This is a genomic window from Caballeronia pedi (genome assembly GCF_001544915.2).
Lineage (GTDB): Bacteria > Pseudomonadota > Gammaproteobacteria > Burkholderiales > Burkholderiaceae > Caballeronia > Caballeronia pedi.
This window is the reverse complement of sequence record NZ_FCOE02000055.1, coordinates 18,459-42,695: the sequence shown is the minus strand read 5'-3', so window position 1 is coordinate 42,695 and position 24,237 is coordinate 18,459. Positions and strand designations below refer to the sequence as shown.

Genomic DNA, 24,237 nt, shown 5'->3' with positions numbered 1-24,237 from the left:
AGATTACGGCAGCTCACCAGGTCCATCCGCGAGAAGGGCGGATCGCTCAAGATGTCGTGACGCGAGAACGTGCAAAGTTCGCGCACTGACTTGTCAACGCAGTAATACTCGCCGTCGCGGGCAAAAAAGCGCTCCAGCCGCTCAGGCGACACATCTCTCGCGATGTTCTCGATGTATCGACCTGTGCGGGCAGTCTCGAGCGCGCCCGCGCTGATGTCCGTGCCAAAAATCTGCACCGGCAGATTCGCCGCGTGTTCTCCCAAATATTCGATCAGGCATATCGCGATCGAATAGACTTCCTCGCCCGTCGCACAACCCGGCACCCAGATCCTGAGCGGCGCCCTGGGATCGCTTTCAGCAATAAGACGCGGAAATACCGTCTGACTTAACGCGTCGAACGACTCGGGGTCCCGGAAGAAGCTCGTCACCTGGATCAGCAGATCGCGTCCCAGCGCCAAGACTTCGGCCGGGTCGGACTCCAGCACCGCGACGTACTCTGCCACTGAGGTCAGTTGTCGTAATGCCATGCGACGAGACAGCCGGCGCTGGATAGTGCCATGCTTATACCGACTGAAATCGATATTGCAGGCATTCCGAAGCAGGCGAAAGATGGCGCGCAGACTCGTCTCGGCGGACTCGCTGGGTACGTCCATCTCGGTGATCGGAGCGCGGCGCACGTGAGGGTGCCGTCCGATACCCATCAATTCTTTCGCGATCTCGCGGGGAGACAGAACGCGATCGACACAGCCCAGTGCAATCGCCGCGTGCGGCATGCTGTTGTATTGCGCTGAGTTTTCGTCCTGAGCGAACGTGATGCCCCCCTCCTGCTGAACGGCTTGCAGCCCCAGTGCGCCGTCGGAACCGCTGCCAGAAAGGATAATCCCGATGGCTCGGGAACCTTGATCCTTCGCGAGCGAATCCAGCAAGTCGTCGATCGGCATTGGCGGCCCGAGCGTGCCGTCACGCGGTCGCAAATGGATACGGCACTGCTCAACCAACATGCTCTTGTTGGAAGGAATCACGTACAGGTGGTCGGCTTCGATATCCATGCCGTCGACGGCTTCGACCACCGGCATGGACACCTTTTTTAGCAGGATCTCAGGCAGCAGGCTGCGACGTGAGGGATCCAGATGCTGTACCACGAGAAAGGCCATCCCACTGACTGCAGGGATTTCTGCCATCAGTTCGAAAATCGCCTCCAAGCCGCCCGCCGAAGCGCCAATTCCGACCAGCGGAAAGGTCGGCGACGTCGGTTCGTTCGCCGCGGTTGCAGGATGGATCACGTTGTCTCCAGTCATTGCTCAAGCGCCGTGATACCGGCTTTTGTAGATTTGACGAATCAGTGCGCGTCTTCAGCGCTTCTCGCGACCGCCTGTGCGCCGCGGGTTAGGGTTCTCTGCCCGATTGCGCGCCTCTTCCTGCTCGATCCAGGCAGCTAGCGCTTGCCGGACGATCCAGCCGCGCGAGCGGTCAAGGCGCGCCGCAACCTCATCGACCTGCTCGGCCAGAGGGAGAGGGACGTGGGCAGTAATCACACGTGTGTTCACATCGGGCATCGCATTCCCCTTCGTTGGCGCGGGTGACAGGTGAGCAACAGAGCCAAGTCATCAGCCAATTGCCGAGCATCGCCTCGCGCACGTTGTCGACGCCCACGATTATAGGCCGGCTAATCACGATGATTCGAATTGATTTTTAGCGGCGAACCCTTGCGCTGTGAGGCGCGACGTCGTTCGAGAAAGCGATAAGGTGGATCGAAAATTGCGCTACGTTAGCTGCGACGTACGCGCGGCAGTTCCACCGTAAAAATAATCGTCTGGGAGCTGGATTCCACTATGATTTTTTCCGTGATGGAGCTTGGCAATGCAGTCGCACACATAGAGGCCCAGTCCGAGTCCGGCCGCCGGGCCGCGTCGCTCGGGAGGTGTGTATGTCCGCATCAATGGATCGAAAAGCGCCCGCTTCGCATGATCCGGGATCGGGTCTCCCGGCGATGCACACCGTGTCACCCTGTCCGCTTGCGCTCAAATGCACAGTGCCTGTCCCGTGCTGAATCGCATTGACCAGTAAGTTCACCAGCAGCTGATTGAGGCGCTCCCCGTTCCATGCGCCAGTCAGGTCGCCGCTCATACGGACATCAATCTGGTCGTCGGGGTGCGACGCGTGCACTTCGCTCAGGGCGTTGCGACACAGCGGCGCTAAATCCTGCGAAGACACCGATATCGGCAACGTCTCCCCCAAGGCTCGTTCGCGTGACGTCTAGCAAATCATCGATCATGCGTTTCATGCGCATCGCGCTACGGTGCGCGTTCTCTGCGGCTTTCACGCCCGCAGTCGGTAGCGCAGGGACTCGCCGCAAGAGTTCGACCGAATTGGTAATGGCGGACAGGGGCGAACGTAAATCGTGCGCCAGAATTCGCGATAGCAGGTTGCGCACTTTCTCAGTGCGCTTCTGACGCTCGCGCGCAGACTCCGTGCGCCCCTTCACCTCTGCACCATTCGGGCGAGCGGGCTTATCGGTGGGAATGCTTTAGGCGCGCGTTCGAATCGTCTCGACCGGCGCTTCGCGTTTGGACAGATACATGACGCGTCACTTGTCCTTGCGCCCCGGCAGCACTGCGCTGAGCACCTGCCTCGCCGTATCGGCGATGACATGACTCTGACTCGGATCGCCCTTCATAAGCGTGGTCGCGAAGGCCTTCGCCTGCTGAAACGTGATGTGCGGCGGCAACGGCGGCACGTTCGAATCGGCCTTCACTTCGATCACCACCGGACGATCCGCTGCCACCGCCTCGTCCCACACAGCCGCCATGCGCTCCGCATCATCGACATAAAATCCCTTCAAACCGATCATTTCCGCGAACTTGTGATAAGGCACCGATGGAATGTCCTGCGACGCCTCGAACTTCGGATCGCCTTCCATCACGCGCTGCTCCCACGTGACCTGATTCAGGTCCTCGTTATTGAGCACCATGCAGATCCAGCTCGGGTTCGACCATTGCTTCCAGTACTTCGCGACGGTGATGAGCTCGGCCATGTTGTTCATCTGCATCGCGCCATCGCCGACGAGCGCGATCACCGACCGCTCCGGATACGCGAACTTCGCGGCGATCGCATACGGCACGGCCGCGCCCATCGATGCAAGGCCGCCCGACAGGGAGCACATCATGCCGCGCTTCACCTTCAGATCGCGCGCGTACCAGTTGGCGACCGATCCCGAATCGCTCGTGACGATCGCGTTCGCGGGCACGCGCGGCGACAACTCCCACACGGTGCGCTGCGGATTCACGCCGCCCTTCGCGGGCGTTATCGCGCGCTTCTCCAACGTCTTCCACCAGTCTTCGACCCAGCCCTCGATATCCTTGCGCCAAGCGAGGTCCGTCTTCTGTTGCAGCAAGGGCAGGAGCGCGCGTAAGGTCTCGGCGCTGTCGCCGACGAGATTCACTTCCATCGGATAGCGGATCGAGAGCATGTCCGCCTTGAGGTCGATCTGCACGCCGCGCGCCGCGCCTTCCTTCGGCAGAAACTCGGCGTACGGAAAGCCCGAGCCGATCATGAGCAGCGTGTCGCATCCATTCATCATCTTGTAGCTCGGCTCGGTGCCGAGCAGGCCGATCGAGCCCGTGACGAACGGCAGCTCGTCGGGCAGCGCGGCCTTGCCGAGCAGTGCCTTCGCGACGCCCGCGCCGAGTTTGTCCGCGACAGCGATGACTTCGTCGGTCGCCTTCAGCGCGCCCGCGCCGACGAGAATCGCGACCTTCTTGCCCGCGTTGAGGACATCGGCGGCGCGTTGCAGATCATCATCATACGGCACGATCTTCGGCGCGCGATAGCCGACGCCCGAATGCAGCGTGCCATGCTTGCGGCCCGGCGGTTCGTAATCGAGGTCCTGCAAATCGTTCGGCAGAATGAGCGCGGTCACCTTGCGTTCCGACAGCGCGATACGCACCGCGCGATCGACGAGATGGCGCATCTGCGAGGGCACGCTCGCCTGCTGTACGAAAGCGCTGGCGACGTCCTTGAACATCGCGGGCAGATCGACTTCCTGCTGGTAGTGGCCGCCGAGCGCCGCGCGCGCCTGTTGACCTGCGATCGCGAGGACGGGCATGTGATCGAGGCGCGCATCGTAGAGGCCTGTGAGGAGGTGCGCCGCGCCCGGTCCCGATGTCGCGATGCACACGCCCAGCTCGCCCGTGAACTTCGCATGCGCGGACGCCATAAAGGCGGCCATCTCTTCATGGCGTGCCTGAATGAATTCAATTTTGCCTTTGGCGCGATTAAGCGCGCCGAACACACCGTTGATGCCGTCGCCGGGATAGCCGTAAATGCGGCGCACGCCCCAGGCATGCAGGCGGTCGATCAGGAAATCGCCGACGGTAATAGCCATGATTGAAGTCTCCGAAAATCGGAATCGAAAGAGTGCGCCGCGCTGTATGCGGGCGCTTATTTGTTAAGTGCGCAATGGCCATGCCGCGGTGGGGGAGGTCGCTGGTCGATACGCAAAGCTCAAATACCGCCGTCGCGTGCTTTCGACCAAGGCTGCGGATTTCAAGAAACGATGCTGCCTGGATGAATTCAATCCTCCAAATATATAAAACGCCGAAGGCCCGTTCGGTAAGGATGCCACGGCCGAGACAAGCGGGTGGGCGGAAAATAGCCATGGCACCCACTATGCCTCAGCGGAGCGTTTGCCCCAAACGCGTTTGGAAGCAGTGTCTGCTCGGACGCAGCCCTGCGATGCGTTGCCGGACGGTAGTGTAGACCGAGCAGTTCGCTCGCCGCCGACGGAGCGGCTAGCGCCATCGTCATCCAGGGGGCGCTCGCCGCCGGTTTGTCGAGATTTCGCAAGCTCCTGCTCCCATTGCTCCCAAACGCTCATCTTTGCGCTGCTCTTGAACAGGTAGACAACGAGCGCCGCGCCCAGAAGTACTACCATCCCAGTCATCGCGAGCTACTCGGTATCGCCACTTACGGAAGCTCATTTGATGAAGCACATCACGACAGGCAACATCGCGATCGCGAGCGGAATCGCCGCTGCCGGCGTGGCTTTGATCGGCAGAAGAACGCCTGCGCATGAGGCGCCGGTTCGGACGCGTATCGACACGGCGCGCACCTTCAATCGAAGCTCCGCGCTGCTCGCGCTGTCCGTGCTCGCGGATAGCGCGATGGAGCACTATCGCGGCTCCTTCGACAATCCCGCAATGTTCACGCCGCTCGTCGTCTCCACGCTGTCGCTGCTCGCCGGCGTGCACGGCGGATGCGATCATGAGCCGCAGCGCCATCTGGTGCGCGATTCGGTGTATGTCGGCGCGGCGCTCGCAGGCGTCGCCGGCACGGGGTTTCATCTCTATAACATCACGAAGCGTCCCGGCCGATGGAGCTGGCACAACCTCTTCTATTCCGCGCCGATCGGCGCACCGATGGCATTGCTGCTCTCCGGCGCGCTCGGCGCCGTCGCCGAACGTCTGCGCGACGAACCCGCGCGCGAGCCGCGCCTCTTCGGCATGCCCGCGGGACGGGCGCTCGCGCTCCTGACGAGCGCGGGTATCGTCGGCACGCTCGGCGAAGTCGCGTTGCTGCATTTTCGCGGCGCGTTCCAGAACCCGGCGATGTACGCGCCCATCGTGATTCCGCCCGTCACCTCGGCCTTGCTCGTGAATGCAGCACTCGCCGCGCCGCGCGAGCGCTGGTTCACGCGGCTCTGGTTGCGCATGACGACGGCGCTCGGTTTCATCGGCGTGGGCTTCCATGCGGGCGGCATCGCGCGCAATCAGGGCGGCTGGCGCAACTGGAGCCAGAACCTTTTCAACGGGCCGCCTTTGCCCGCGCCGCCGAGCTTTTCGGCGCTCGCGCTCGCGGGCCTCGCCGCGTTGCGCCTGCGGGGGACCGAGCGATGAACCTGCCTCGCTATCCCGGCTACGACGTCACGACAAAGCGCGACACGCCTTCATGGGACGACGTCACACGTGAGGTCATCGACGAACGTCTCGCGACGCCGCGAGAGCCCCGTTTCTTCGATGCCGTCGAATAGATCGCGATCTGTGCACTTTGCGCGCGGATCGTGCCGCAGGACGACATACGCGAAGCCGCGCCATTGCCGGCATTGCTCGATGCGAAGCTCGTCAAGGACACGGGCGACGGTTGCCGCGACGCTCATCTCCCGCCGCTGCGCGATGCCTGGCGCATCGGCCTCGCCGCACTGGATGCCGAAAGCCGCGCGCGTCATGAACTCCCCTTTGCGAGCATCGGATCGGCCACAAGGCGCAGGACGCGCTGCTACGCGACATGCAGCAAGGCACGCTAAGGCACGACGCATGGCGCGGCATGCCGTCCGCGCTCTTCTTCGCGATGCGCGTGCTGCACGACATCTGCGGCGCCTACTACTCGCATCCGCGGGCGTGGAGCGAGATCGGCTTCGGCGGACCGGCGAATCCGCACGACTATGTGCGCATGGTGTTTGATCGCCGGGATCCGTGGGAAGCGGCCGAAGCGAAACCCGGACAGGAAGAACGAGCGGAGAAGGAGAACCAGCGTGTCCGATGATCCACAGCACGTGCCGTGCGGCAAGCACAGACGCGCACCCGATGTCTTCCGCCAGGGCTCGTGGCTGCCGATGCGCGAATACGAAGAAAGCGATGCGGTCGATTTCGCGATCGTCGGTACGGGCGCGGGCGACGGCACGCTCGCATGTCGTCTCGCGGAGAAGGGCTTTCGCGTCGTCGCGTTCGATGCTGGTGCGTGGTGGCGTCCGCTCGAAGAGTTTGCATCGGACGAGATGCATCAGTCGAAGCTGTTCTGGACCGACGAGCGCATCTGCGGCGGCGAGAATCCGCTCAAACTCGGCAACAATAACAGCGGCAAGGCGGTGGGCGGCAGCACTGTGCACTTCGCGATGGTGTCGCTGCGCTTTCGGCCCAAATGGTTCAAGTCGAGAAGCGTGCTCGGCTATGGCGCGGACTGGCCGCTCGGCTGGCACGAGATGTGGCGCTATTACGCCGAAGTCGAGAACGCGTTGAAGATATCCGGACCGGTCAAGTATCCGTGGGGCCCGAAGCGGCCGCGCTACCCGTACCGGCCGCATGAACTGAATGCGGCGGCGCTCGTGCTCGCGCGCGGCTGCGAGGCGCTCGGCATCGACTGGACGCCGACGCCGCTCGCGATCGTATCCGCGCCGCGCGGAGAAGCGCATCCGTGCGTATATCGCGGCTTTTGCGTGTCAGGCTGCGCGACCAACGCGAAGCAAAGCGCGCTCGTCAATGGATACCGCGAGCCGTGCGTGCCGGCGCGGAGATTCGCGATCTCGCAATGGTCGGGCGCATCGTCCTGGGCGACGATGGCCGCGCAACCGGCGTCGAATACTTCCGCGAAGGACGATGGCGCTTTCAGCGCCGCGCAATGTGGTCGTCGCGGGCTATGCGATCGAGACGCCGCGACTCTTGTTGATGTCCGCGACGGATCGCTATCCCGACGGCCCCGCGAACAGCTCGGGCCTCGTCGGAAAGAATCTGACGGTGCAGTTGAATCAGGCCGTGTGGGGCACCATGGAAGAGGAAGTGAGCTGGTACAAGGGGCCGCCTTCGCTTTCGATGACCGAGCACTGGAACTACCAGGACACGGGCAAGGATTTCTTCGGCGGCTATACAAACAAGTGCTGTCCTGGTGGCGCAATGTAGAAGCGTCGCGGGTCAATCGACCCAGTTTGACATGCGTAGCCTACGGTCAACGACGTATGCCGTTGGACTAGTTGATCCAGCGTCCGTGGACTCTGCGCGGTGTGAAGCACGGCCGAGATGGAACCGTCTTGGCAACGCGTCGACGATTGAAGAGGGCTGGATTACTATTCCCGCGGTAACGGCCACCTTTCTGACCGCACCGTGGCCAGACGCGAAAGAATCGACCGTCGACACCGCCTGATTCTTCCGATCGCCATCACCCCTCAACCAACTGCCGGACTTTGGTTGCGAGCAACTCTAATGCGAAAGGTTTGGTCAAGATCTGCATACCGGGCTCAAGCCGTCCGTTCCCTATCACAGAATTTTCGGCGTAACCCGTGATGAACAGCACTTTCAGGTCGGGTCGAGCCTGCCGCCCGGCGTCCGCCATCTGGCGCCCGTTTATTCCCCCGGGCAGTCCGACGTCGCTGATCAAAAGATCGACCCTGGCGTTGGACTGGAGAATCTTAAGACCGGCGATGCTGTCTGCTGCCTCAATCACCGTATAGCCCAATTCCTCTAAAACATCGGTGACCAACATGCGAACGCTAGGTTCATCATCAACCACGAGAACAGTCTCTCCGTCCTTCGAGCCCGGAATCTCAGCGCTCCCATTGTCGCCGGTTTGGTCGCCTATATTGCCGTAGAAGCGAGGCAGGTAGACACATACTGTCGTTCCGTCGCCTACCTCGGAGTAGATGCGGACCTGTCCGCCGGACTGCTTCGCAAAACCGTAGATCATGGACAGGCCCAACCCGGTTCCCATGCCAATCGGCTTAGTCGTAAAAAACGGGTCGAATGCTTTTGCAACCACGTCGGGCGTCATGCCCGTTCCCGTGTCGGTGACGCAGAGGGACAGGTACTGACCTTCGGGCATATCGTGAGTCAGCGCGGCGCTTTGATCGATCCACTTGTTCGCGGTTTCGATCGTGATATTCCCGCCGTCCGGCATGGCATCGCGCGCGTTGATGCACAGATTCAGCAGCGCGTTTTCAAGTTGCCCTCCGTCGACCAAAGTCGCCCATATGTTCGCCGCACCCACAAACTCAACTTTGATGCTCGGGCCCACGGTACGTTGGACCAGGTCGGTCATGCCGCTGACCAGCGCATTGACGTCTGTCGGTTTCGGGTCCAGCGTCTGCCGCCTCGAGAACGCCAGCAGTCGGTGGGTCAATGCCGCAGCACGTCGAACTGCGCCTTGAGCGGCCGCCACATACTTGTCGACATCCACGATGCGTCCCTGACTTAGTCTGATACTCAACAACTGCAGGGACCCTGACACCCCTGCCAGGAGATTGTTGAAGTCGTGAGCGAGTCCGCCTGTGAGCTGGCCGACAGCCTCCATCTTCTGAGACTGGCGCAGCTGCTCCTCGGCGCGCATCAGTTCGGATGTGCGCTCCACCACACGCTGCTCCAGCGTTTCGTTGAGCGCTCTGAGCGAGGCTGCGGCATGGTCTCGCTCATCTTCCACCGCGCGACGCTGTTCCACGTCAAGTATCACGCCTGGGAAACGTAGCGGCGTCCCGTCCGCGCTCAGTTCGACTCGCCCATTTGCTTCGATCCAGTAATATCGACCATCCGCGCGGCCTACCCGATATTGATGCGCATAATGGCCGCCTCGCGCGATCGCTTCTTTTATGGCATGCGAGAGCCCCTCGAGATCATCCGGATGAACATTCGCGATAATCTCCGCGAGGGGCATACCGAGCCGACCACGTGCAGGGTCAAGACCGAACGCCCGCGCGAAGCCCTCGTCGACGGTAAAACTGTCTTCCACCAAATTCCAAACCCACGTGCCGGTGATCGCTCCGGCCGAGAGGGCGAGCTGGACGCGCTCAATGTTTTCTCGCGCCAAAGCCTCGCTTTCTCGCATCGCCTCTTCCTCTCCCTTTCTAGCGGCGATATCGCGAAAGAGAATCGACACTTGTCGCAAGCTCTGCGGCTCGACGCGAGCGGCCGATACCTCAATATGTCGGCCTGCGGTTTCAAAGTAGCGTTCAAAACGCGCAGTCACACCAGTACGCAGCACCTCGCCATAAATCGCGACCCATTGGTCGGCGCTGGCCGGATCAAGCTCCCTGATCGTCTTCCCCACAATGTCGGCGATGCCGGTATGTCGTTCGTACCCAGGGTTTGCTTCTACATGGATATAGTCGCTTAGTGGCCCGTGTGGTCCATCAAAAAACTCCACAATGCAAAAACCATCGTCGATAGCGTTGAACAGCGTCCGATAGCGAGACTCGCTGCTCGTTAGTGCGTCGCGTGTGAGCTTCGGCTCCGTCACGTCGCGTGCAACGCCTACGAATCGACATGGTCGACCTTTATCGTCCAACTCGAGTTCACCGGTGCGCGCGATCCAGCGCACTTCCTTGGTACCCTCGATGCGAACGCGATACTCGACTTCGCGCCTTACTTCGCCACCGCCCCTCAGGGTAGCCGTGGTCACCAGGTGGCGGTCTTCCGGGAGGATGCGTGCCTCGACTTCCGATGCGGGATATTGAGGTTTCGCCGGCAAACCGTAAATGCGACACATCTCGGGCGTCACCGTCATCACATCGTCCGCGATATCCAGCGTGAATAGACCGATTCCGCCGGCCTCCTGCGCGTGACGCAAGCGCTTTTCCGCTGCAGCGAGTGCCTGCCCCGCAAGGTGTTCCTCAGTACGGTCGCGTAGAACTTTGACGTAACCCATGTGCCGTCCGGCACCGTCGCGCAAGGGCGACATTTCGCCGCTTGCCCAAAAGCGCTCACCGCTACGTTTTTCATGCCAGCGCTCATCAGTTGCGCGCCCCTCATCGCCAGCAACCAGCATTTCCCGGTTATGGATGCCTGCTGCACGGTCCTCTTCGGTGAATATCTCCGCAATCGGTTCTCCGATCATCTCCCTTTCAGTCCAGCCAAAGATCAGTTCAGCGCCGGCGCTCCAGTCTGTGACCCGGCCGTCAAGGTTAGTCACCACGATTGCATAGTCGCGCGCGCTGTCGACAATGGCCCGATGCCGGATCTTCTCAGCTTCCGCTGAGCCGACGGCCCGTCTCAACTCGAGTGCTGCCATCGTTTGTCGTGCGAGCACTCTAAGCGCGTGCTCCTGCACTGCGCTCAGCCCGCGCGCTTCAAAGTCGAGTACGCAGAGGGTGCCAATCGGAAGACCGTTCTCCGTTCTTAGCAGCGCGCCCGCGTAAAAGCGTAGATTGGGTGCATCGGTCACCAGGGGGTTGCAGTTGAATCGCGGGTCGACCGTTGCGTCCGGCACAAGGAGAAAGTCCTCTTCGAGCAGGGCTACATTGCAAAATGATGACTCGAGTGGCGTCTCGCGAACGCCCAATCCAACCTCTGCCTTGAAGAATTGTCGGCCTTCCCCAATGAGATTGACGACGGCAATCGGCGCCTGGCAGATGGCGGCCGCCAAACTCGCGATCTCATCGAACGCTTGCTCGCGGGGGGAATCAATTATGTCGTACTGCGCCAAGGCCGAGAGCCGGCGGCTCTCATAGTCCGCGGAAGAAGTCATTTGGCAAAGGGAGGTTTTGTTGCAGGAAAATGCGCGCCGCGATACCAGCCGCATGAGGAGGTGCTCGGCGCTTTATGCACGGCGTTGCGCTCGGCGGTGAACACAAGATTCTCCGAACGAGCGCCAGCATGGCGAGAACGGAGAATGGCTTGTGAAGAAAGCCCGCGAAGCTTAATCCGGGCGTTGGCGCTAACGCACTCATTGCGACCAATGGGACGTGTGCCAGCGCACGTGTTTGCCGCACCTGCCGCAACAACTCTTCTCCGCCCATGCGAGGCATATTGAGATCCGACAGAATAACGTCGGGCTTCCATACCGTTGCTTCCTGAAGCGCCGCCTGGCCGTCCACGGCGCATTTCACGTCATAACCGGCGTCGCCCAAAATAATGCTCAGCGAATCGGATATCGCTGGCTCGTCGTCTACGATCAACACGCGCACCATAACTTCACCGCCCCCGCCTGTTTCGTAGGCTTTCTTTGTTTATCTATGTTGAGGCGCAAGCTTGATGCCCGAAGAAAATATCTGCTCGACGGGTAGAATCCATGAAGAAGCGCAGATTGTGATCGTCACGGTCAACGCCAAAATGACTGAATTGGATGGCCATGAACGGTAAAAGAAGTAAAAAGGACCTAGCGGCGGCTGACTGGGCGCAGCAGTGGGCGCGAGGTACCACCGACCTCGCCGTGTTCGCTCTGACGCCCGAGGGACGCGTCTCATCCTGGAACCCCGGAGCGACCTCGATCTACGCTTACCAACCCGATGAAGTCATTGGACAGCATTACTCGATGCTGTTCCCTGAAGATGCTCGGTCACAAGAAACGCTTGAATCAGAGTTGAACCACGCCATTGAGCGGGGCAGCTGCGCGATCGAGGGCTGGCGCAAGCGCAAAGACGGCTCAGTTTTCTGGGCGAGCGTCGTGACAACCGTTCTCTCGGGAGAAGACGGATCGTTACAGGGTTTCGTTAAGGTCGTGCGCGATGAGAGTGACAAACGCCAGGCGCACGATGCCGTCATCGAAAGCGAGCGCAGCTTCCGCCTCCTTGTGCAAGGCGTCACCGACTATGCGATCTTCATGCTGTCCCCCGAGGGTAACGTTTCCAGTTGGAACGCTGGCGCCCAACGAATCAAGGGCTACGCGAGCGATGAGATCATCGGCTCTCATTTTTCCCGTTTCTATCTTCCTGAAGATATCGCCGCGGGCGTGCCGCAACGTGCGCTGAACACGGCCGCTCGCGAAGGGCGATTTGAAGCGGAAGGCTGGCGGCTGCGACGAGACGGCTCGCGATTTCGCGCCCATGTAATCATCGATGCGATCAAGGACGAGGCCGGAACTTTGATTGGCTTCGCGAAGGTCACGCGCGACGTGACCGAAAAGCTTGAGGCCGATCAGGTGCTCGAGCAGACTCGCGCAGCGCTTCTTCAATCGCAAAAGATGGAGGCGATCGGCAAGCTGACCGGTGGCGTCGCGCACGACTTCAATAACGTCCTGCAGATTTTGCGCGGCAACCTGGAACTCATGACCAGTCGCTATGGACGTGACGAGTGGCTGATGACTCGACTCGTGAATGCACTGGATGCAGTCGACCGCGGCGCCAAGCTCTCCTCGCAATTGCTGGCGTTTGGGCGCCGCCAGGCGCTCCGACCGGTTTCGGTCAATCTGGCGTCAATGATCCGCGGTATGGATGATCTACTTCGCCGCTCACTCGGCGAAACCATCCTCATTGAAACCGTTGTCTCGGGCGGGCTGTGGAATGCGATGGTGGACACGCATCAGCTTGAGAACGTGTTGTTGAATCTGGCGATCAATGCGCGCGACGCGATGCCGGATGGCGGGAAGTTGACGCTTGAGCTGTCAAACACGATGCTGGATGACCGCTACGTACGTACCTTGTCAGATGTGCCTGCCGGACAGTACGTCATGCTTGGGGTGACCGACACCGGAACCGGCATGACCGCGGACGTCTTGGAGCGTGCATTCGACCCGTTCTTCACGACAAAGCCCGAAGGTGTCGGAAGCGGCCTGGGTCTGAGCATGGCGTATGGGTTCGTCAAACAGACAGGCGGCCATATCCGCATCTATAGCGAAGTCGGACAGGGAACGACAGTTCGTATCTATCTGCCGAAATCATCAGTCGAGGCGCATGAACCGGCGACCAATGCAAACGTCGCCGTCATGGGCGGCAGTGAGACGGTTCTGGTCGTGGAGGACGATCTCAAGGTGCAGGCGACCGTGATCGAGATGCTGACCGGACTCGGCTATGGCGTATTGAAGGCTGACAATGCCGAACAGGCGCTTGTAGTGCTTGGCAGCGGCGTTCACGTCGATCTTCTTTTCACCGATGTCGTTATGCCGGGCACGCTCAAAAGCCCGGATATGGCCCGAAGGGCCGTCCAGGTTCAGCCTCATCTGAAGGTGCTTTTCACCTCGGGGTACACGCAAAATGCCATCGTGCATGCCGGTCGTCTCGATGAAGGCGTCGAACTACTCAGCAAGCCCTACAGCCGCGCGGACCTGGCTTTCAAGGTGCGTCACGTGCTGGGTTCGCCAGGTGACTCGTTTCCCAACAATGACGTGCGCCAGCGGCAACAGGGTAAGGCGTCCGAGCTCGATATCCTGGTGGTTGAAGACAACGAACTGGCGCGTGAGGCGTTGACCGAGCTTCTCGCAACCTTGGGTCATAGGGCGGTAGCCGCCGGTACCGCGTCGCAGGCTTTTGCACAGATCGCACGTCACCGCTTCGACGTGTTGTTGACGGACGTGAACCTGCCCGACATGCCTGGCACGGACCTAGCCGCCCAAGCGAGCTCGTTTTGCCCCGGCTTGATTGTTATCTTCGCATCGGGCGCGCCGATCGAGGAAGACGACAGCCGCGCATTTACATGGTTCGGATTGCTTAAGCCTTATACGTTCGACGACCTGCAAGCTGCCCTACGGGAAGTGCTTGATGGCAGCGATAAGCGTGCGTCGCTCGGATGAACGTTGTCAACGGGGCCGCCATTCTGCATGATTTGATTCGCTCACAGCGATCGCACGCGGCCCCCGACGTATGTTGGTCGAAAGCTTGACGCGGTAGAGTGTACTGCACACACTCGACGGAGCAATCATGGCAGAACAGAGCCGTTTTCCAGAGGCCGATCCCATTCAAACGGTTCCTAACACTTCGACGCCCTCGTATGCGAATCGACACCCTGTATCGCGAGCTTTTGACAACTTCGCAAGCGCGGTTACTCGTTGGGCGGGCTCACCCTTAGCTTTTGGACTCGCGGTAATCTCAGTTGTTGCCTGGTTGATATCGGGTCCCGTCTTTCATTATTCTGAAGACTGGCAACTCGTCATCAACACCGGCACCACGATCGTGACGTTCCTCATGGTTTTCCTCATCCAGCAGAGCGCCAACAAAGACAGCGTCGCGGTCCATCTCAAACTCAATGAGTTGCTCGCCTCGAACCGTTCCGCGAACAATCAGCTCATCGGCATAGAGGACGCGTCAGAACAGGAACTTCGCAAGCTTGCGGCAGCGTACTTAAAGCTTGCTTCTGAAAGGACGCAACAGGCTGACGCGTACGACCCGGACTTCGGCGCTGCCGCAGACATCGCCCGCAGGTTGGCCAATGCGAAGGCGCGCGCGGGCGCGTAGTCCATCGCAAGCCACGCTCTCTCGAGCGAAAAGCGCAACGTTTCAGCGCGCTGTGCAGAGAACGGAGTTGACCTGCACAGGCAAATTTGCTTCCGTTAGACGAAGCTTGAGGTACAAAATCTTGGACAACGCCAGGTCTGAAGATGACACAGTGCATCGAGCCGCCGTATTGAAAGTAGCCCATTTCTTCGCCCTTGCGCAAGTGCTGCCCTGTCAATGCTTCGATCACGCTGACTAGACCTCCGGCATTCTGACGAAGATGCACGCCACCTCGCCTATGTCGGCGTCGTCGCATTCAATGACGATGACGGCGCGGGCTGCAACGGGGGTGATGTAACCTTGCGAGTCGTTGAGACTGCCAGGATCTTCGCCCTCTGCGTCCGCATCCGAATAAATAGGTCCGTCCACAAGATAGCCCTTCGTGATTGTCCCGCTTACCAGTGGAGCGCCATTTGGCGAGCAGAGCCCGGCAGTCATCTCACAGCTCGCCCATAATGTCGAAGGCGCACAGTGCTGCTCAAAACCGGTCCGGCGCGATGGCGATGGATACCTCCGTCACGTGCTCACTTGCATCGTTCGCACCCTATGTTGATCGGCGCGCTTGCACGGTGTCTGCGGCGCCCGGGCGTCACAGACACCGTAGGTAACTCCGTTCAAGATTCGCGCGGCCTGCCGTTCACCTCGACGATATGAACCGGGATCGACTTCGCGCCTGGCACCTTACTCTTTTTCGCATAGTGCCATAGCGGCAGCAACGGATTGCATTCGGGGTAATAACCGGCGATGCATCCTTCCGGGATGTCATACGGTTGAATGCGCAGGCCTCCGACACGCCGCTCGAAACCATCATCGGCGATGGTGCGCAGCGTGATCCGATCGTCCCTCGCGAGACCGTGGCGCGCCATGTCGGTCACGCACACGAAGATCACCATTCGATCGCCTTTGACGCCACGAAAGCGGTCGTCGTGGCTATAGATGGTCGTATTGAACTGACTGTCGCTACGCAACGTCATGAGGCGCAGCGATTGCGGTTCGCGCTCGGGCATGTCCGGATCTTCGCCCAGTGTTTCCGGCACGGCGAATTCCGCCTTGCCGCTCTTCGTCTGCCACTTGCGCTCGCGCGCGGGCAGATCGCGCGGGAAGCCGCCCGGCGTCCACATCCGGTCGTTAAAATCGTGAAAGGTCTCGGGATACGTTTTCGCGATTTCATCGCGCACCAACGCATAGTCGTTGCGCCAGCGGTCCCAGTCGACGGTTGAGCGATCCCCTAGCGTATGCTTTGCCAACTCCGCGACAATATACGGCTCGGAGCGCGCATCGAGCGATGCGGGTTCGGCCACGCCGCGCGAGCCATGAATGCAGCCGGTGCTGTCTTCCATCGACACCGCCTGCGCGCCGGTCGCCTGCGTATCGATCTCGATGCGGCTCAGGCACGGCAGAATGTATGATTTCTCGCCATGCACGAGATGACTACGATTAAGCTTCGTTGCTACGTTCACCGTGAGTTTCAGACTGCGCCAGGCCGGCTCGATTCGCATGCGGTCCGGCACCGAGCGCACGAGATTGCCGCCAAGATTAATGACCGCGCTGATCTTGCCATCGAGCATCGCCTCGAAGGTTTCGACGATGTTCATGCCCTTCTCGCGCGGCGGTTCGAAACTGAACTGGCTCGCGAGCTTGTCCAGCGGCGCGAGTTCTGGCTTCTCAGTGATGCCGACGGTGCGCTGCCCCTGCACGTTCGAATGCCCGCGCACCGGTGACGGCCCCGCGCCGGGCTTGCCGACGTTGCCGCGCAGAAGCAGCAGGTTGCATATCATGCGTACGTTCTGCACGCCCTGTCTGTGCTGCGTGATGCCCATGCCATAGTGCGTCATGACCGCGTTCGCGGCCATGTATTCGTTGGCGGCAGCTTCGAGATCGGCGCGCGGCAAACCGGACACGCGCTCGATATCGTCCCACGATGCGGCTCGCACGTATTCCGCGAAGGCTTCGAAGCCGACGGTGTGGGTATCGATGAACTCGATATCGAGCACACGCGGCTCGCCGCGTTCCTTCGCGCGATCATCCGCCTGAACAACCAGCTTGCAAATGCCGAGCAACGCTGCCGTATCGCCGCCGGTCTTCACCTGATGGTATTGTGTGCTGATGAGGGTATGCGCGGGCGTCAGCATCTCGACCGGTGATTGCGGGTTCGAGAATTTCAGCAAGCCCGGCTCGCGCAAGGGATTGAACGTGATGATCGGCACGCCGCGCTTTCTCGCCTCCTGCAACTGGTGCAACATGCGCGGACTATTGGTCCCCACGTTCTGTCCGAAGAAGAACATCAGATCGGTCTTCTCGAAGTCATCGAGCGTGATGGTGCCGACGCCCACGCCGATCGCTTCCTTCAGCCCGACGCTCGTGCTTTCGTGACACATGTTGGAGCTGTCGGGCAGGTTGTTGGTGCCGTACATGCGTGCAAAAAGCTGGTACATGTAAGACGCTTCCAGCGACGCACGCCCCGACGCATAGAACGACACGCGATCCGGTTCGAGCGCGCGCAGCTCACGGCCGATGTCCTCGAATGCTTCCTGCCACGAGACACTCACATACTTGTCGCTGGCGGCGTCGTAGCGTAATGGCGCGGTGAGACGTCCTGCTTCTTCGAGATCATGGTCGTGCCATGTGCATAGCTCCGTCACCGTGTGAAGCTCGAAGAGTCGCGGCGTCATGCGCTTCGCGGTCAGGTCCCACGCGGTTGCTTTCGCGCCGCTCTCGCAGAACTCGAAAGTGTGTGGATCAGCCGGCTTCGCCCATGAGCAACTCACGCACGCGAAACCTTCAGGCTTGTTTTGCTTGAGCAGAACGGTGCTGACCTTGAGCGGCACTTTCTCGTGGACGAGCGCGCCGGTAACGGCTTTGAGCGAGCCCCACCCGCCCGACGAATACGGGTATGCGGCGTTCTTGCGAACGGCATCGTCTGATTCGGCCATGTTTTTGCCTCGCGCGCTCTCGATAGATTTCTTTCATTGCGAGCAAGTCGCATTCCTTTCAAATGGCCTGCGAATTCGGAGCGTCGAGGCACAGCTCTTTCATGCGCCCGTTAGTTCCGCTGCGTGGTGGACCGCGTCGTCTTCGCACCGCTTTCAAGAAGGAATGCCTTTGGGGCATGCTTGTACGACTAGCGCGCACGAAAATCGCTAGCGCGCTTTCACCGCCGCGCCGGTGGACGCCACCTGAAGGAGAGGACGTGTTCGAAGAAGCAATCTGGTTCCTTGTGATCGGAGCGCTGCTCGTGTTAATGGCCGTTGCACGTGGCCTCATCGCCCGCCTGCCACTTACCGGTGCGATGGTGTATCTGATTGCTGGCGTCGCGCTCGGGCCGGCGGGCGTTGGCATGCTAAACCCTGACATTGAGGGCAATCTGCGACTCCTGCGGATACTCACGGAGGCCGGGTTGGTCGTCTCGCTTTTCGCGATCGGCATGTATTTGCGCGTGCCGCTTTCGGATCGTCTGTGGGCGCTGACGCTGCGGCTCGTCGGCCCGGCGATGATCGTGACGATCGCACTGCTCTACGTCGCCGCGCACTTCGGTCTCGGTCTTCCGTCGAGCCAGTCGCTCTTGCTCGCGGCGATCCTTGCCCCCACGGATCCCGTGCTCGCGAACGAGCTACGAGTGAAAGAGGCCGGTGATGATGAGCAGCTGCGCTTCGCGCTTTCGTCCGAAGGCGGCTCCAACGATGGGGCAGCCTACCCTGTCGTGCTGCTGGGGCTCGCGCTGTGTGCGAATCCCAGTGCTCACACCAGCATGCCCTGGACCTTTGTGGCATCGGTCGTGTGGGGCATCGTCAGTGCGCTCGGCATCGGCTGGGCGTTCGGTGCGGGTGTCGTCATACTCGTGACGAAGCTGCGGACCCGCTATGAACAGGCGTTGGGGCTAGAGGGCTTCTTCGCGCTTGGCCTGATGGCACTCAGCTACGGATGCGCGCTGCTCGCGCACGGCTATGCCTTTATCGCTGTATTTGCGGCAGGCGTCGCACTTCGGCGCGAAGAACTGAAGGCGACGGGAGACATGTTGCCGACTGAAGCGCTCGAATCGGTGGAACGTGGCGAGCGCGAAGAAGCGGCGAAAGACCCGGACCTCGCGCATGCCTACATGGCCGAGACGATGATGGCTTTCGCGGTTGAGTTCGAGCGCCTGGTCGAGTTCGCGCTGATGCTCCTCATCGGCAGCCTTGTATCGGCGCACTGGCGGGCGCTTCTGGACTGGCGCGTGATTTGGCCGGTCCTATTCCTGTTGTTTGTGGCCCGACCGCTTGCAACCACCATTTCACTCGTCGGATCGTCGCTCGACAGACCTCAGCGCTGGCTGGTGGGCTGGCTCGGCATCCGCGGCGTCGGCGCCTTCTACTACTTGCTTTTCAGCCTCGAGAGCGCAGGAAAAGATCAGTTAAAGGCGATTGCGCCCATCGTGCTCGGAAGCATTGTGCTTTCGGTCGTGCTGCATGGCGCGAGCGCAACGACGCTGCTCAAATGGTATTTCAGTCGAAAATGAGCAGTCCGGGTGGCATGCGGATTGCTGTTCGAGAGCACGTCCGGCTTCTGTCTACCGTGCCCAAGCCGGGAAAAGGTAGTACCCCAGAACCTGATGAGCAACCATGCAGAGCGCACTGAGCGCGGCAGGTATTCAAGCCAGCCGCATCCTCGACCTTTGGCATCTGACGCTGGCCGTCTGCTGCGTGGTGTTCGCCGCGATCCTGCTCGCGTGCCTCATCGCGATGATGCGCGCGACTCGCGCCAATCGTGCGACGCCGGCGGATCTATCCGTCGTCGGACGCCGCGAGCCGCGCGTGCGTTTCTGGGTCGTCGCGGCGACGGGCGTATCCACATTTTTGCTCTTCGGCCTCGTTCTGGCCGATGTCCTTACCGACCGCGCGCTCTCGCTCCTGCCCGTCGAAAATGCGCTGCGCATCGAGATGACAGGCTATCAATGGTGGTGGCAAGTGCGTTATTCGAACGATGGCGGCGCGCCCGGCTTCACACTCGCCAACGAACTGCACGTGCCGGTCGGGCGACCGGTAGTCGTATCGCTGAAAGCCGCCGATGTGATCCACACGTTCTGGGTGCCGAACCTTCATGGCAAGAAGGACATGATTCCCGGCCGCGATGCGACCATCGAATTTCGCGCGGACAAGGCGGGCGTGTATCGCGGGCAATGCGCCGAATTCTGCGGTTACGAACACGCGCTGATGGCGTTTCAGGTCATCGCCGATCCGCCTGCACAGTACGAGGACTGGGCCGCTCGCCAACGCCAGCCGTCCATCGCACCATCCGACGAAATAGTAATGCGCGGCCGCGATGTATTCATGGGTCAAGACTGCGCGCGCTGTCACACCGTGCGCGGCACCGATGCGCAAGGCACGATCGGCCCCGATCTCACGCATATTGCGAGCAGGCAGTACATCGCCGCCGGCACGCTGGCGAACAATCGCGGCAATCTCGCCGGATGGATCGTCGATCCGCGCACGCTCAAACCCGGCACCGTCATGCCGCCGACGCGCCTGCCACCTGCCGATCTGCAAGCGCTGCTCGGCTGGATGGAGACGCTCAAATGAGCGACGCGCCGCTGACGGACGGCCCGCATGCATCGCCCGAAGTTCGCGATGCGCTCGCGAAAACCTGGAGCGATCCGCCCGGCGTCATTGGCATGTTGAGCGCGGTCAATCACAAGACGATCGCGCGACGCTTTATCGTGACCACGTTCGCGTTCTTCGTGCTCGCAGGCCTTCTCGCGCTTGTGATGCGCACGCAACTCGCGCGTCCGGATCAGCGCCTGATCGGCCCGAATCTTTACAACGAACTCTTCACGATGCACGGCACGACGATGATGTTCCTCTTCGCCGTGCCGGTGATGCAGGCGGTCGCCGCGTACCTCGTACCTTTGATGATCGGCGCGCGCAGCATCGCTTTTCCACGCATGAACGCGTATGCGTATTGGGTGTTCCTGTTTGGTGGCGTGCTGCTGTTCGCCGCGCTCGCCGTGAACACCGCGCCGAACGCCGGCTGGTTCAGCTACGTGCCACTGTCCGGTCCCGACTACTCGCCCAACAAGGGCGCGGACATCTGGGCGCAGATGATTACCTTCACCGAGCTTTCCGGCTTGCTCGAAGCGGTGGTGCTCATCACGACGATCTTCAAGCTGCGCGCGCCCGGCATGTCGCTCAACCGCATGCCGCTCTTCGTGTGGGCCACGCTCGTCACGCAGTTCATGGTGATCTTCGCGATGCCAGCCATCATGCTTTGCAGCACGGCGCTGATCCTCGACCGCCTCGTCGGCACGCATTTCTATGACCCCTCGAAGGGCGGCGACGTATTGCTGTGGCAACACCTCTTCTGGTTCTTCGGCCATCCGGAGGTGTATCTCATCTTCATTCCGCCGCTCGGCTTCATCTCGTCGATCATCCCGACCTTCGCACGCCGCCCGATATTCGGCTATCCGGCGATGGTGCTGTCGCTCATCGCGACCGCCTTTCTCGCCTTCGGGCTATGGGTACATCACATGTTCGCGACGAACATCCCCGAACTCGGCAAGAGCTTCTTTACGGCGGCGAGTCTGATGATCGCGATTCCATCGGCGATACAGATCTTCTGCTGGATCGGCACGCTATGGACCGGCAAGCTCAATCTGCGCGTGCCGCTACTGTTCGTCCTCGCGTTCTTTTTCATCCTCGTGATGGGCGGCATGACCGGCATCATGGTCGCGTCGGTACCGCTCGATCTACAGGTTCACGACACCTACTTCGTCGTCGCGCATTTGCACTACGTGCTGCTCGGCGGCGCTGTGTTTCCGCTCTTCGGCGCGTTCTTTTACTGGTTTCCGAAGTTCGCGGGACGCATGCTCGATGAACGGCTTGGCAAGTGGCAGTTCTGGCTCTTCTTCATCGGCTTCAACGTCACTTTCTTCCCGATGCACCTGCTCGGTCTAGAGGGCATGCCGCGGCGCGTGTGGACTTATCCGCACGGAATGGGCTGGGACGGCATGAATCTCGCCGCGACAATAGGCGCTTATGTGATCGCGCTGAGCGTGCTGCTTTTCATCGTCAATGTCGTGAAGACGCTGCGCAGCGCCGAACGCGCCGCCGCCGATCCGTGGGGCGCGGGCACGCTGGAATGGAGCGTGCCGTCCCCACCGCCGCCGCATAACTTCGATGCGATTCCGGTCATACACGGCCGCGATCCGCTGTGGGAGCCGTCAGCGCAACCGGCCTTCGTCGCAGGGCTCGCTGCCGATGCGCGCGAAGTGCTCGTGACGAGCGTGCTCGACGCGCAGCCCGACCATCGGCCGATGTTTCCGACGCCATCCATCTGGCCGTTTGCAAGCGCCGTCGCGACGACGATTCTCTTTATCGGCTCGATCTACACACCGTGGGCAATCGTATGGTCGTCGCTGCCGGTCGCCGTGGCGACGATCGGCTGGTTCTGGCCGAATCGCGGCGAGAACCAGCTTGCGGTCGCGCGGGAGCGCCGGCCATGAACGCCGAAACGCGCCGCGACGCGAACGACACCGGCCAGCTCGTGCTCGACGTGCGCACGTTGCCAACCTTCGCCTTCAGCCACCGCAGCCTGATGTGGTGGAGCACGGCGGGCCTGATGCTGATCGAAGGCACGGTGTTCGCCATTGCGGTGATGATGGTCTTCTATCTGCGCACGCGCGCTCCCGCCTGGCCGATGGCCGCCGAGCCGCCGCGCCTTTTCTGGGGCACGCTCAACACGGTCGTGCTGCTGGTCAGCTTGTGGCCGAATCAGCTCGCGAAGAACGCGGCGGAATTTGGCGACCGGAGAAAAGCGGCGATCTGGCTCACGGTCTGCCTGGCCGCATCGGTGATCTTCCTCGTGATACGCGGATTCGAATTCGCATCACTGAACGTGAGCTGGTACACGAACGCATATGGCTCGGTCATCTGGCTACTGCTCGGTCTGCACACGACTCACCTCATCACCGATACCGTCGATACCGCCGTGCTGGCCGTGCTGCTCTTTACGGGACCGTTCGAAGGCAAGCGGCTCGTCGACGTCAGCGAAAACGCGCTCTATTGGTATTTCGTCGTGCTGAGCTGGTTACCGATCTACGCCGTGATCTATTGGGCAGCGCGGCTATGAAAGCATGGCTTGCGCTGCTCGGCGCCCCGTTTATCGTTCTCGGATGTCTCGGCTTGAACTACGCGCTCGTGACGCCCGCGTGCCGGCTCGGAGGCCATGCGTTGCTCGACGGCGTGAGCGGCGCGAGCGCGCTCGTGTGCGTCGCGGCGACGTTGCTCGCATGGCAGCGCTGGCGCGACGCGCGACGCAGGCTCGCCCTGCCGACGCCCGATGCCGCCGATCGTCCGGCGCGCGCTGGTTTTATCGCGGCGGTGGCGGCCGGTGTCGGCGCCCTGTCGGTGCTTTCCGTGATCGCGATTTCGATACCGCAATGGCTACTGTCCGCCTGCTGAAATGCGCGCTGCTCGCCGCGCTCGTGGCTTGTGCCGATGCGCAAGCCCACGTCGCTACGACTGAGGCATCGCCGTTCGCATGGACGTTCGATCCGTGGATCGTCATCGTGCTGGCGGTGAGTCTCGCGCTCTACGTCGCGGGCTACGTGCGACTGCGCACGCGCGGCGCGCAAGGCCGCGCAGGACGCACCGCCCGGCTCGCCGCATTCGGCGCTGGCTGGCTCGTGCTCGTCGGCGCGCTCGTGTCGCCGTTGCATGCATTGAGCGAATGGCTCTTCTCCGCGCACATGCTGCAGCACGAACTCTTCATGCTCGTCGCGGCGCCGCTGCTCGTGATCGGCCGGCCGCTCGCCGTGTGGCTCTGGGCGTTTCCCGCCGCTGCGCGCACACGCATCGGCGCGGCGACGCGTGCGCGCTGGATCAGATTGCCGTGGCGCCTTGTTACCTTACCCATCGTCGCGTGGACGCTGCACGCCGCCGCACTCTGGTGCTGGCATGCCCCGCGCTTTTTCGAGGCCGCGCTCGCGCGCCCGGGCATCCACACGCTCCAACATGCGAGCTTTCTCGCGAGCGCATTGCTATTCTGGTGGACGGTGTTCGGTCGCGCATCGGAGGTGCAAGGCTCATCGAACGCACACGCGATGCTTTCCCTCTTCACGACGATGGTCCACACCGGCGCGCTCGGTGCGCTACTCACGCTTGCGCCGGGTGTCTGGTATCCGTCGTGCATCGAGACGACGCGCGCGCTCGGCTTCGATCCGCTGCAGGACCAGCAACTCGGCGGCCTGGTAATGTGGGTGCCCGGCGGCCTTGCTTACCTGATCGGCGGCTTGCTCGTCGGCGCACGCTGGCTGATGCGCCGCCCGCCGCCGCGCGTCGGCGCGGGCATGGCCGGCGAGAGATGAT

At 61.4% G+C, this 24,237-nt stretch carries 16 protein-coding genes and 3 pseudogenes; 11 read left to right on the top strand and 8 right to left on the bottom strand.

The features are described from left to right. The 4 genes from AWB80_RS38990 to AWB80_RS38975 form a co-directional block, all read right to left on the bottom strand. Positions 1-1,298, bottom strand: a 1,298-nt coding sequence (locus tag AWB80_RS38990; protein WP_279628690.1) for a chemotaxis protein CheB, incomplete at its 3' end; no start/stop codon positions are given. 54 nt (positions 1,299-1,352) lie between these two features. Continuing rightward, the gene (locus AWB80_RS38985; RefSeq protein ID WP_208635753.1) at positions 1,353-1,556 is read right to left on the bottom strand and encodes a ribbon-helix-helix domain-containing protein; all 204 of its coding nucleotides are present in this window, start codon (positions 1,554-1,556) and stop codon (positions 1,353-1,355) included. 578 nt (positions 1,557-2,134) lie between these two features. Continuing rightward, the gene (locus tag AWB80_RS45690) at positions 2,135-2,434 is read right to left on the bottom strand and encodes a histidine kinase dimerization/phospho-acceptor domain-containing protein (RefSeq protein ID WP_425266936.1); all 300 of its coding nucleotides are present in this window, start codon (positions 2,432-2,434) and stop codon (positions 2,135-2,137) included. A gap of 153 nt (positions 2,435-2,587) precedes the next feature. Then, positions 2,588-4,384 carry a thiamine pyrophosphate-requiring protein gene (locus tag AWB80_RS38975; RefSeq protein ID WP_061179952.1) on the bottom strand — a complete coding sequence of 599 codons (1,797 nt, stop codon included), beginning with the start codon at positions 4,382-4,384 and terminating at the stop codon, positions 2,588-2,590. Positions 4,385-4,982: 598 nt separating this feature from the next. On the opposite strand from AWB80_RS38975, the gene AWB80_RS38970 reads away from it, so the two are divergent. From AWB80_RS38970 to AWB80_RS38960, 3 genes and pseudogenes are all read left to right on the top strand, one after another. Then, a complete protein-coding gene (locus tag AWB80_RS38970; RefSeq protein WP_061179951.1) occupies positions 4,983-5,894 on the top strand; it encodes a hypothetical protein in 912 nt (303 codons plus the stop codon). Beyond that, positions 5,891-6,540: pseudogene (locus AWB80_RS38965) on the top strand (gluconate 2-dehydrogenase subunit 3 family protein). Before AWB80_RS38970 ends, AWB80_RS38965 begins: the two are co-directional and overlap by 4 nt. Then, positions 6,530-7,637: pseudogene (locus AWB80_RS38960) on the top strand (GMC family oxidoreductase N-terminal domain-containing protein); the annotation flags it as partial. The pseudogenes AWB80_RS38965 and AWB80_RS38960, both read left to right, overlap by 11 nt. A gap of 289 nt (positions 7,638-7,926) precedes the next feature. Here the strand turns inward: AWB80_RS38960 and AWB80_RS45505 are convergent. Beyond that, the gene (locus AWB80_RS45505; RefSeq protein ID WP_208635752.1) at positions 7,927-11,274 is read right to left on the bottom strand and encodes a PAS domain S-box protein; all 3,348 of its coding nucleotides are present in this window, start codon (positions 11,272-11,274) and stop codon (positions 7,927-7,929) included. Continuing rightward, positions 11,198-11,662, bottom strand: coding sequence for a response regulator (locus AWB80_RS38950; protein WP_061179949.1), 465 nt, complete (start codon positions 11,660-11,662; stop codon positions 11,198-11,200). Before AWB80_RS38950 ends, AWB80_RS45505 begins: the two co-directional genes overlap by 77 nt. A 161-nt stretch (positions 11,663-11,823) precedes the next feature. Between AWB80_RS38950 and AWB80_RS38945 the strand changes: the two genes are divergently transcribed. Then, positions 11,824-14,199 (top strand): hybrid sensor histidine kinase/response regulator, encoded by a 2,376-nt coding sequence (locus tag AWB80_RS38945; protein WP_061179954.1) that lies wholly within the window; start codon positions 11,824-11,826, stop codon positions 14,197-14,199. A gap of 127 nt (positions 14,200-14,326) precedes the next feature. Continuing rightward, a complete protein-coding gene (locus tag AWB80_RS38940; protein WP_061179948.1) occupies positions 14,327-14,860 on the top strand; it encodes a low affinity iron permease family protein in 534 nt (177 codons plus the stop codon). A 112-nt stretch (positions 14,861-14,972) separates the two neighbouring features. Here the strand turns inward: AWB80_RS38940 and AWB80_RS38935 are convergent. Together AWB80_RS38935 and AWB80_RS38930 are read right to left on the bottom strand one after the other, a co-directional pair. Beyond that, positions 14,973-15,298 (bottom strand): annotated as a pseudogene (locus tag AWB80_RS38935) (phosphatidylserine decarboxylase); the annotation flags it as partial. 215 nt (positions 15,299-15,513) lie between these two features. Beyond that, positions 15,514-17,832 (bottom strand): FdhF/YdeP family oxidoreductase, encoded by a 2,319-nt coding sequence (locus tag AWB80_RS38930; protein ID WP_061179946.1) that lies wholly within the window; start codon positions 17,830-17,832, stop codon positions 15,514-15,516. A 257-nt stretch (positions 17,833-18,089) separates the two neighbouring features. Between AWB80_RS38930 and AWB80_RS38925 the strand changes: the two genes are divergently transcribed. The 6 genes from AWB80_RS38925 (at position 18,090) to AWB80_RS38900 (ending at position 24,236) form a co-directional block, all read left to right on the top strand. Continuing rightward, positions 18,090-19,394 carry a cation:proton antiporter gene (locus tag AWB80_RS38925; protein ID WP_061179945.1) on the top strand — a complete coding sequence of 435 codons (1,305 nt, stop codon included), beginning with the start codon at positions 18,090-18,092 and terminating at the stop codon, positions 19,392-19,394. A gap of 103 nt (positions 19,395-19,497) precedes the next feature. After that, positions 19,498-20,454: a cytochrome c oxidase subunit II gene (gene coxB / locus AWB80_RS38920; RefSeq protein ID WP_061179944.1), complete on the top strand. Its 957-nt coding sequence runs from the start codon at positions 19,498-19,500 to the stop codon at positions 20,452-20,454. Beyond that, the gene (ctaD, locus tag AWB80_RS38915) at positions 20,451-22,373 is read left to right on the top strand and encodes a cytochrome c oxidase subunit I (protein WP_061179943.1); all 1,923 of its coding nucleotides are present in this window, start codon (positions 20,451-20,453) and stop codon (positions 22,371-22,373) included. The genes coxB and ctaD overlap by 4 nt, the downstream gene beginning before the upstream one ends. Further along, complete coding sequence (locus tag AWB80_RS38910) at positions 22,370-22,999, top strand: cytochrome c oxidase subunit 3 (RefSeq protein WP_061179942.1); 630 nt, start codon at positions 22,370-22,372, stop codon at positions 22,997-22,999. Before ctaD ends, AWB80_RS38910 begins: the two co-directional genes overlap by 4 nt. Then, complete coding sequence (locus AWB80_RS38905) at positions 22,996-23,331, top strand: hypothetical protein (protein ID WP_061179941.1); 336 nt, start codon at positions 22,996-22,998, stop codon at positions 23,329-23,331. The genes AWB80_RS38910 and AWB80_RS38905 overlap by 4 nt, the downstream gene beginning before the upstream one ends. Then, on the top strand, positions 23,310-24,236 hold the full coding sequence (locus AWB80_RS38900; protein WP_061179940.1) for a cytochrome c oxidase assembly protein: 927 nt from the start codon (positions 23,310-23,312) through the stop codon (positions 24,234-24,236). Before AWB80_RS38905 ends, AWB80_RS38900 begins: the two co-directional genes overlap by 22 nt. Position 24,237 lies beyond the last annotated feature (1 nt).

Excerpts from the sequence above, each read along its gene's own strand:
- AWB80_RS38985 (WP_208635753.1), bottom strand. The coding sequence starts at position 1,556 with ATGCCCGATGTGAACACACGTGTGATTACTGCCCACGTCCCTCTCCCT.
- AWB80_RS38975 (WP_061179952.1), bottom strand. The coding sequence starts at position 4,384 with ATGGCTATTACCGTCGGCGATTTCCTGATCGACCGCCTGCATGCCTGG.
- AWB80_RS38970 (WP_061179951.1), top strand. The coding sequence starts at position 4,983 with ATGAAGCACATCACGACAGGCAACATCGCGATCGCGAGCGGAATCGCC.
- AWB80_RS45505 (WP_208635752.1), bottom strand. The coding sequence starts at position 11,274 with ATGCGGCTGGTATCGCGGCGCGCATTTTCCTGCAACAAAACCTCCCTT.
- AWB80_RS38950 (WP_061179949.1), bottom strand. The coding sequence starts at position 11,662 with ATGGTGCGCGTGTTGATCGTAGACGACGAGCCAGCGATATCCGATTCG.
- AWB80_RS38945 (WP_061179954.1), top strand. The coding sequence starts at position 11,824 with ATGAACGGTAAAAGAAGTAAAAAGGACCTAGCGGCGGCTGACTGGGCG.
- AWB80_RS38940 (WP_061179948.1), top strand. The coding sequence starts at position 14,327 with ATGGCAGAACAGAGCCGTTTTCCAGAGGCCGATCCCATTCAAACGGTT.
- AWB80_RS38930 (WP_061179946.1), bottom strand. The coding sequence starts at position 17,832 with ATGGCCGAATCAGACGATGCCGTTCGCAAGAACGCCGCATACCCGTAT.
- coxB (WP_061179944.1), top strand. The coding sequence starts at position 19,498 with ATGCAGAGCGCACTGAGCGCGGCAGGTATTCAAGCCAGCCGCATCCTC.
- ctaD (WP_061179943.1), top strand. The coding sequence starts at position 20,451 with ATGAGCGACGCGCCGCTGACGGACGGCCCGCATGCATCGCCCGAAGTT.
- AWB80_RS38910 (WP_061179942.1), top strand. The coding sequence starts at position 22,370 with ATGAACGCCGAAACGCGCCGCGACGCGAACGACACCGGCCAGCTCGTG.
- AWB80_RS38905 (WP_061179941.1), top strand. The coding sequence starts at position 22,996 with ATGAAAGCATGGCTTGCGCTGCTCGGCGCCCCGTTTATCGTTCTCGGA.
- AWB80_RS38900 (WP_061179940.1), top strand. The coding sequence starts at position 23,310 with ATGGCTACTGTCCGCCTGCTGAAATGCGCGCTGCTCGCCGCGCTCGTG.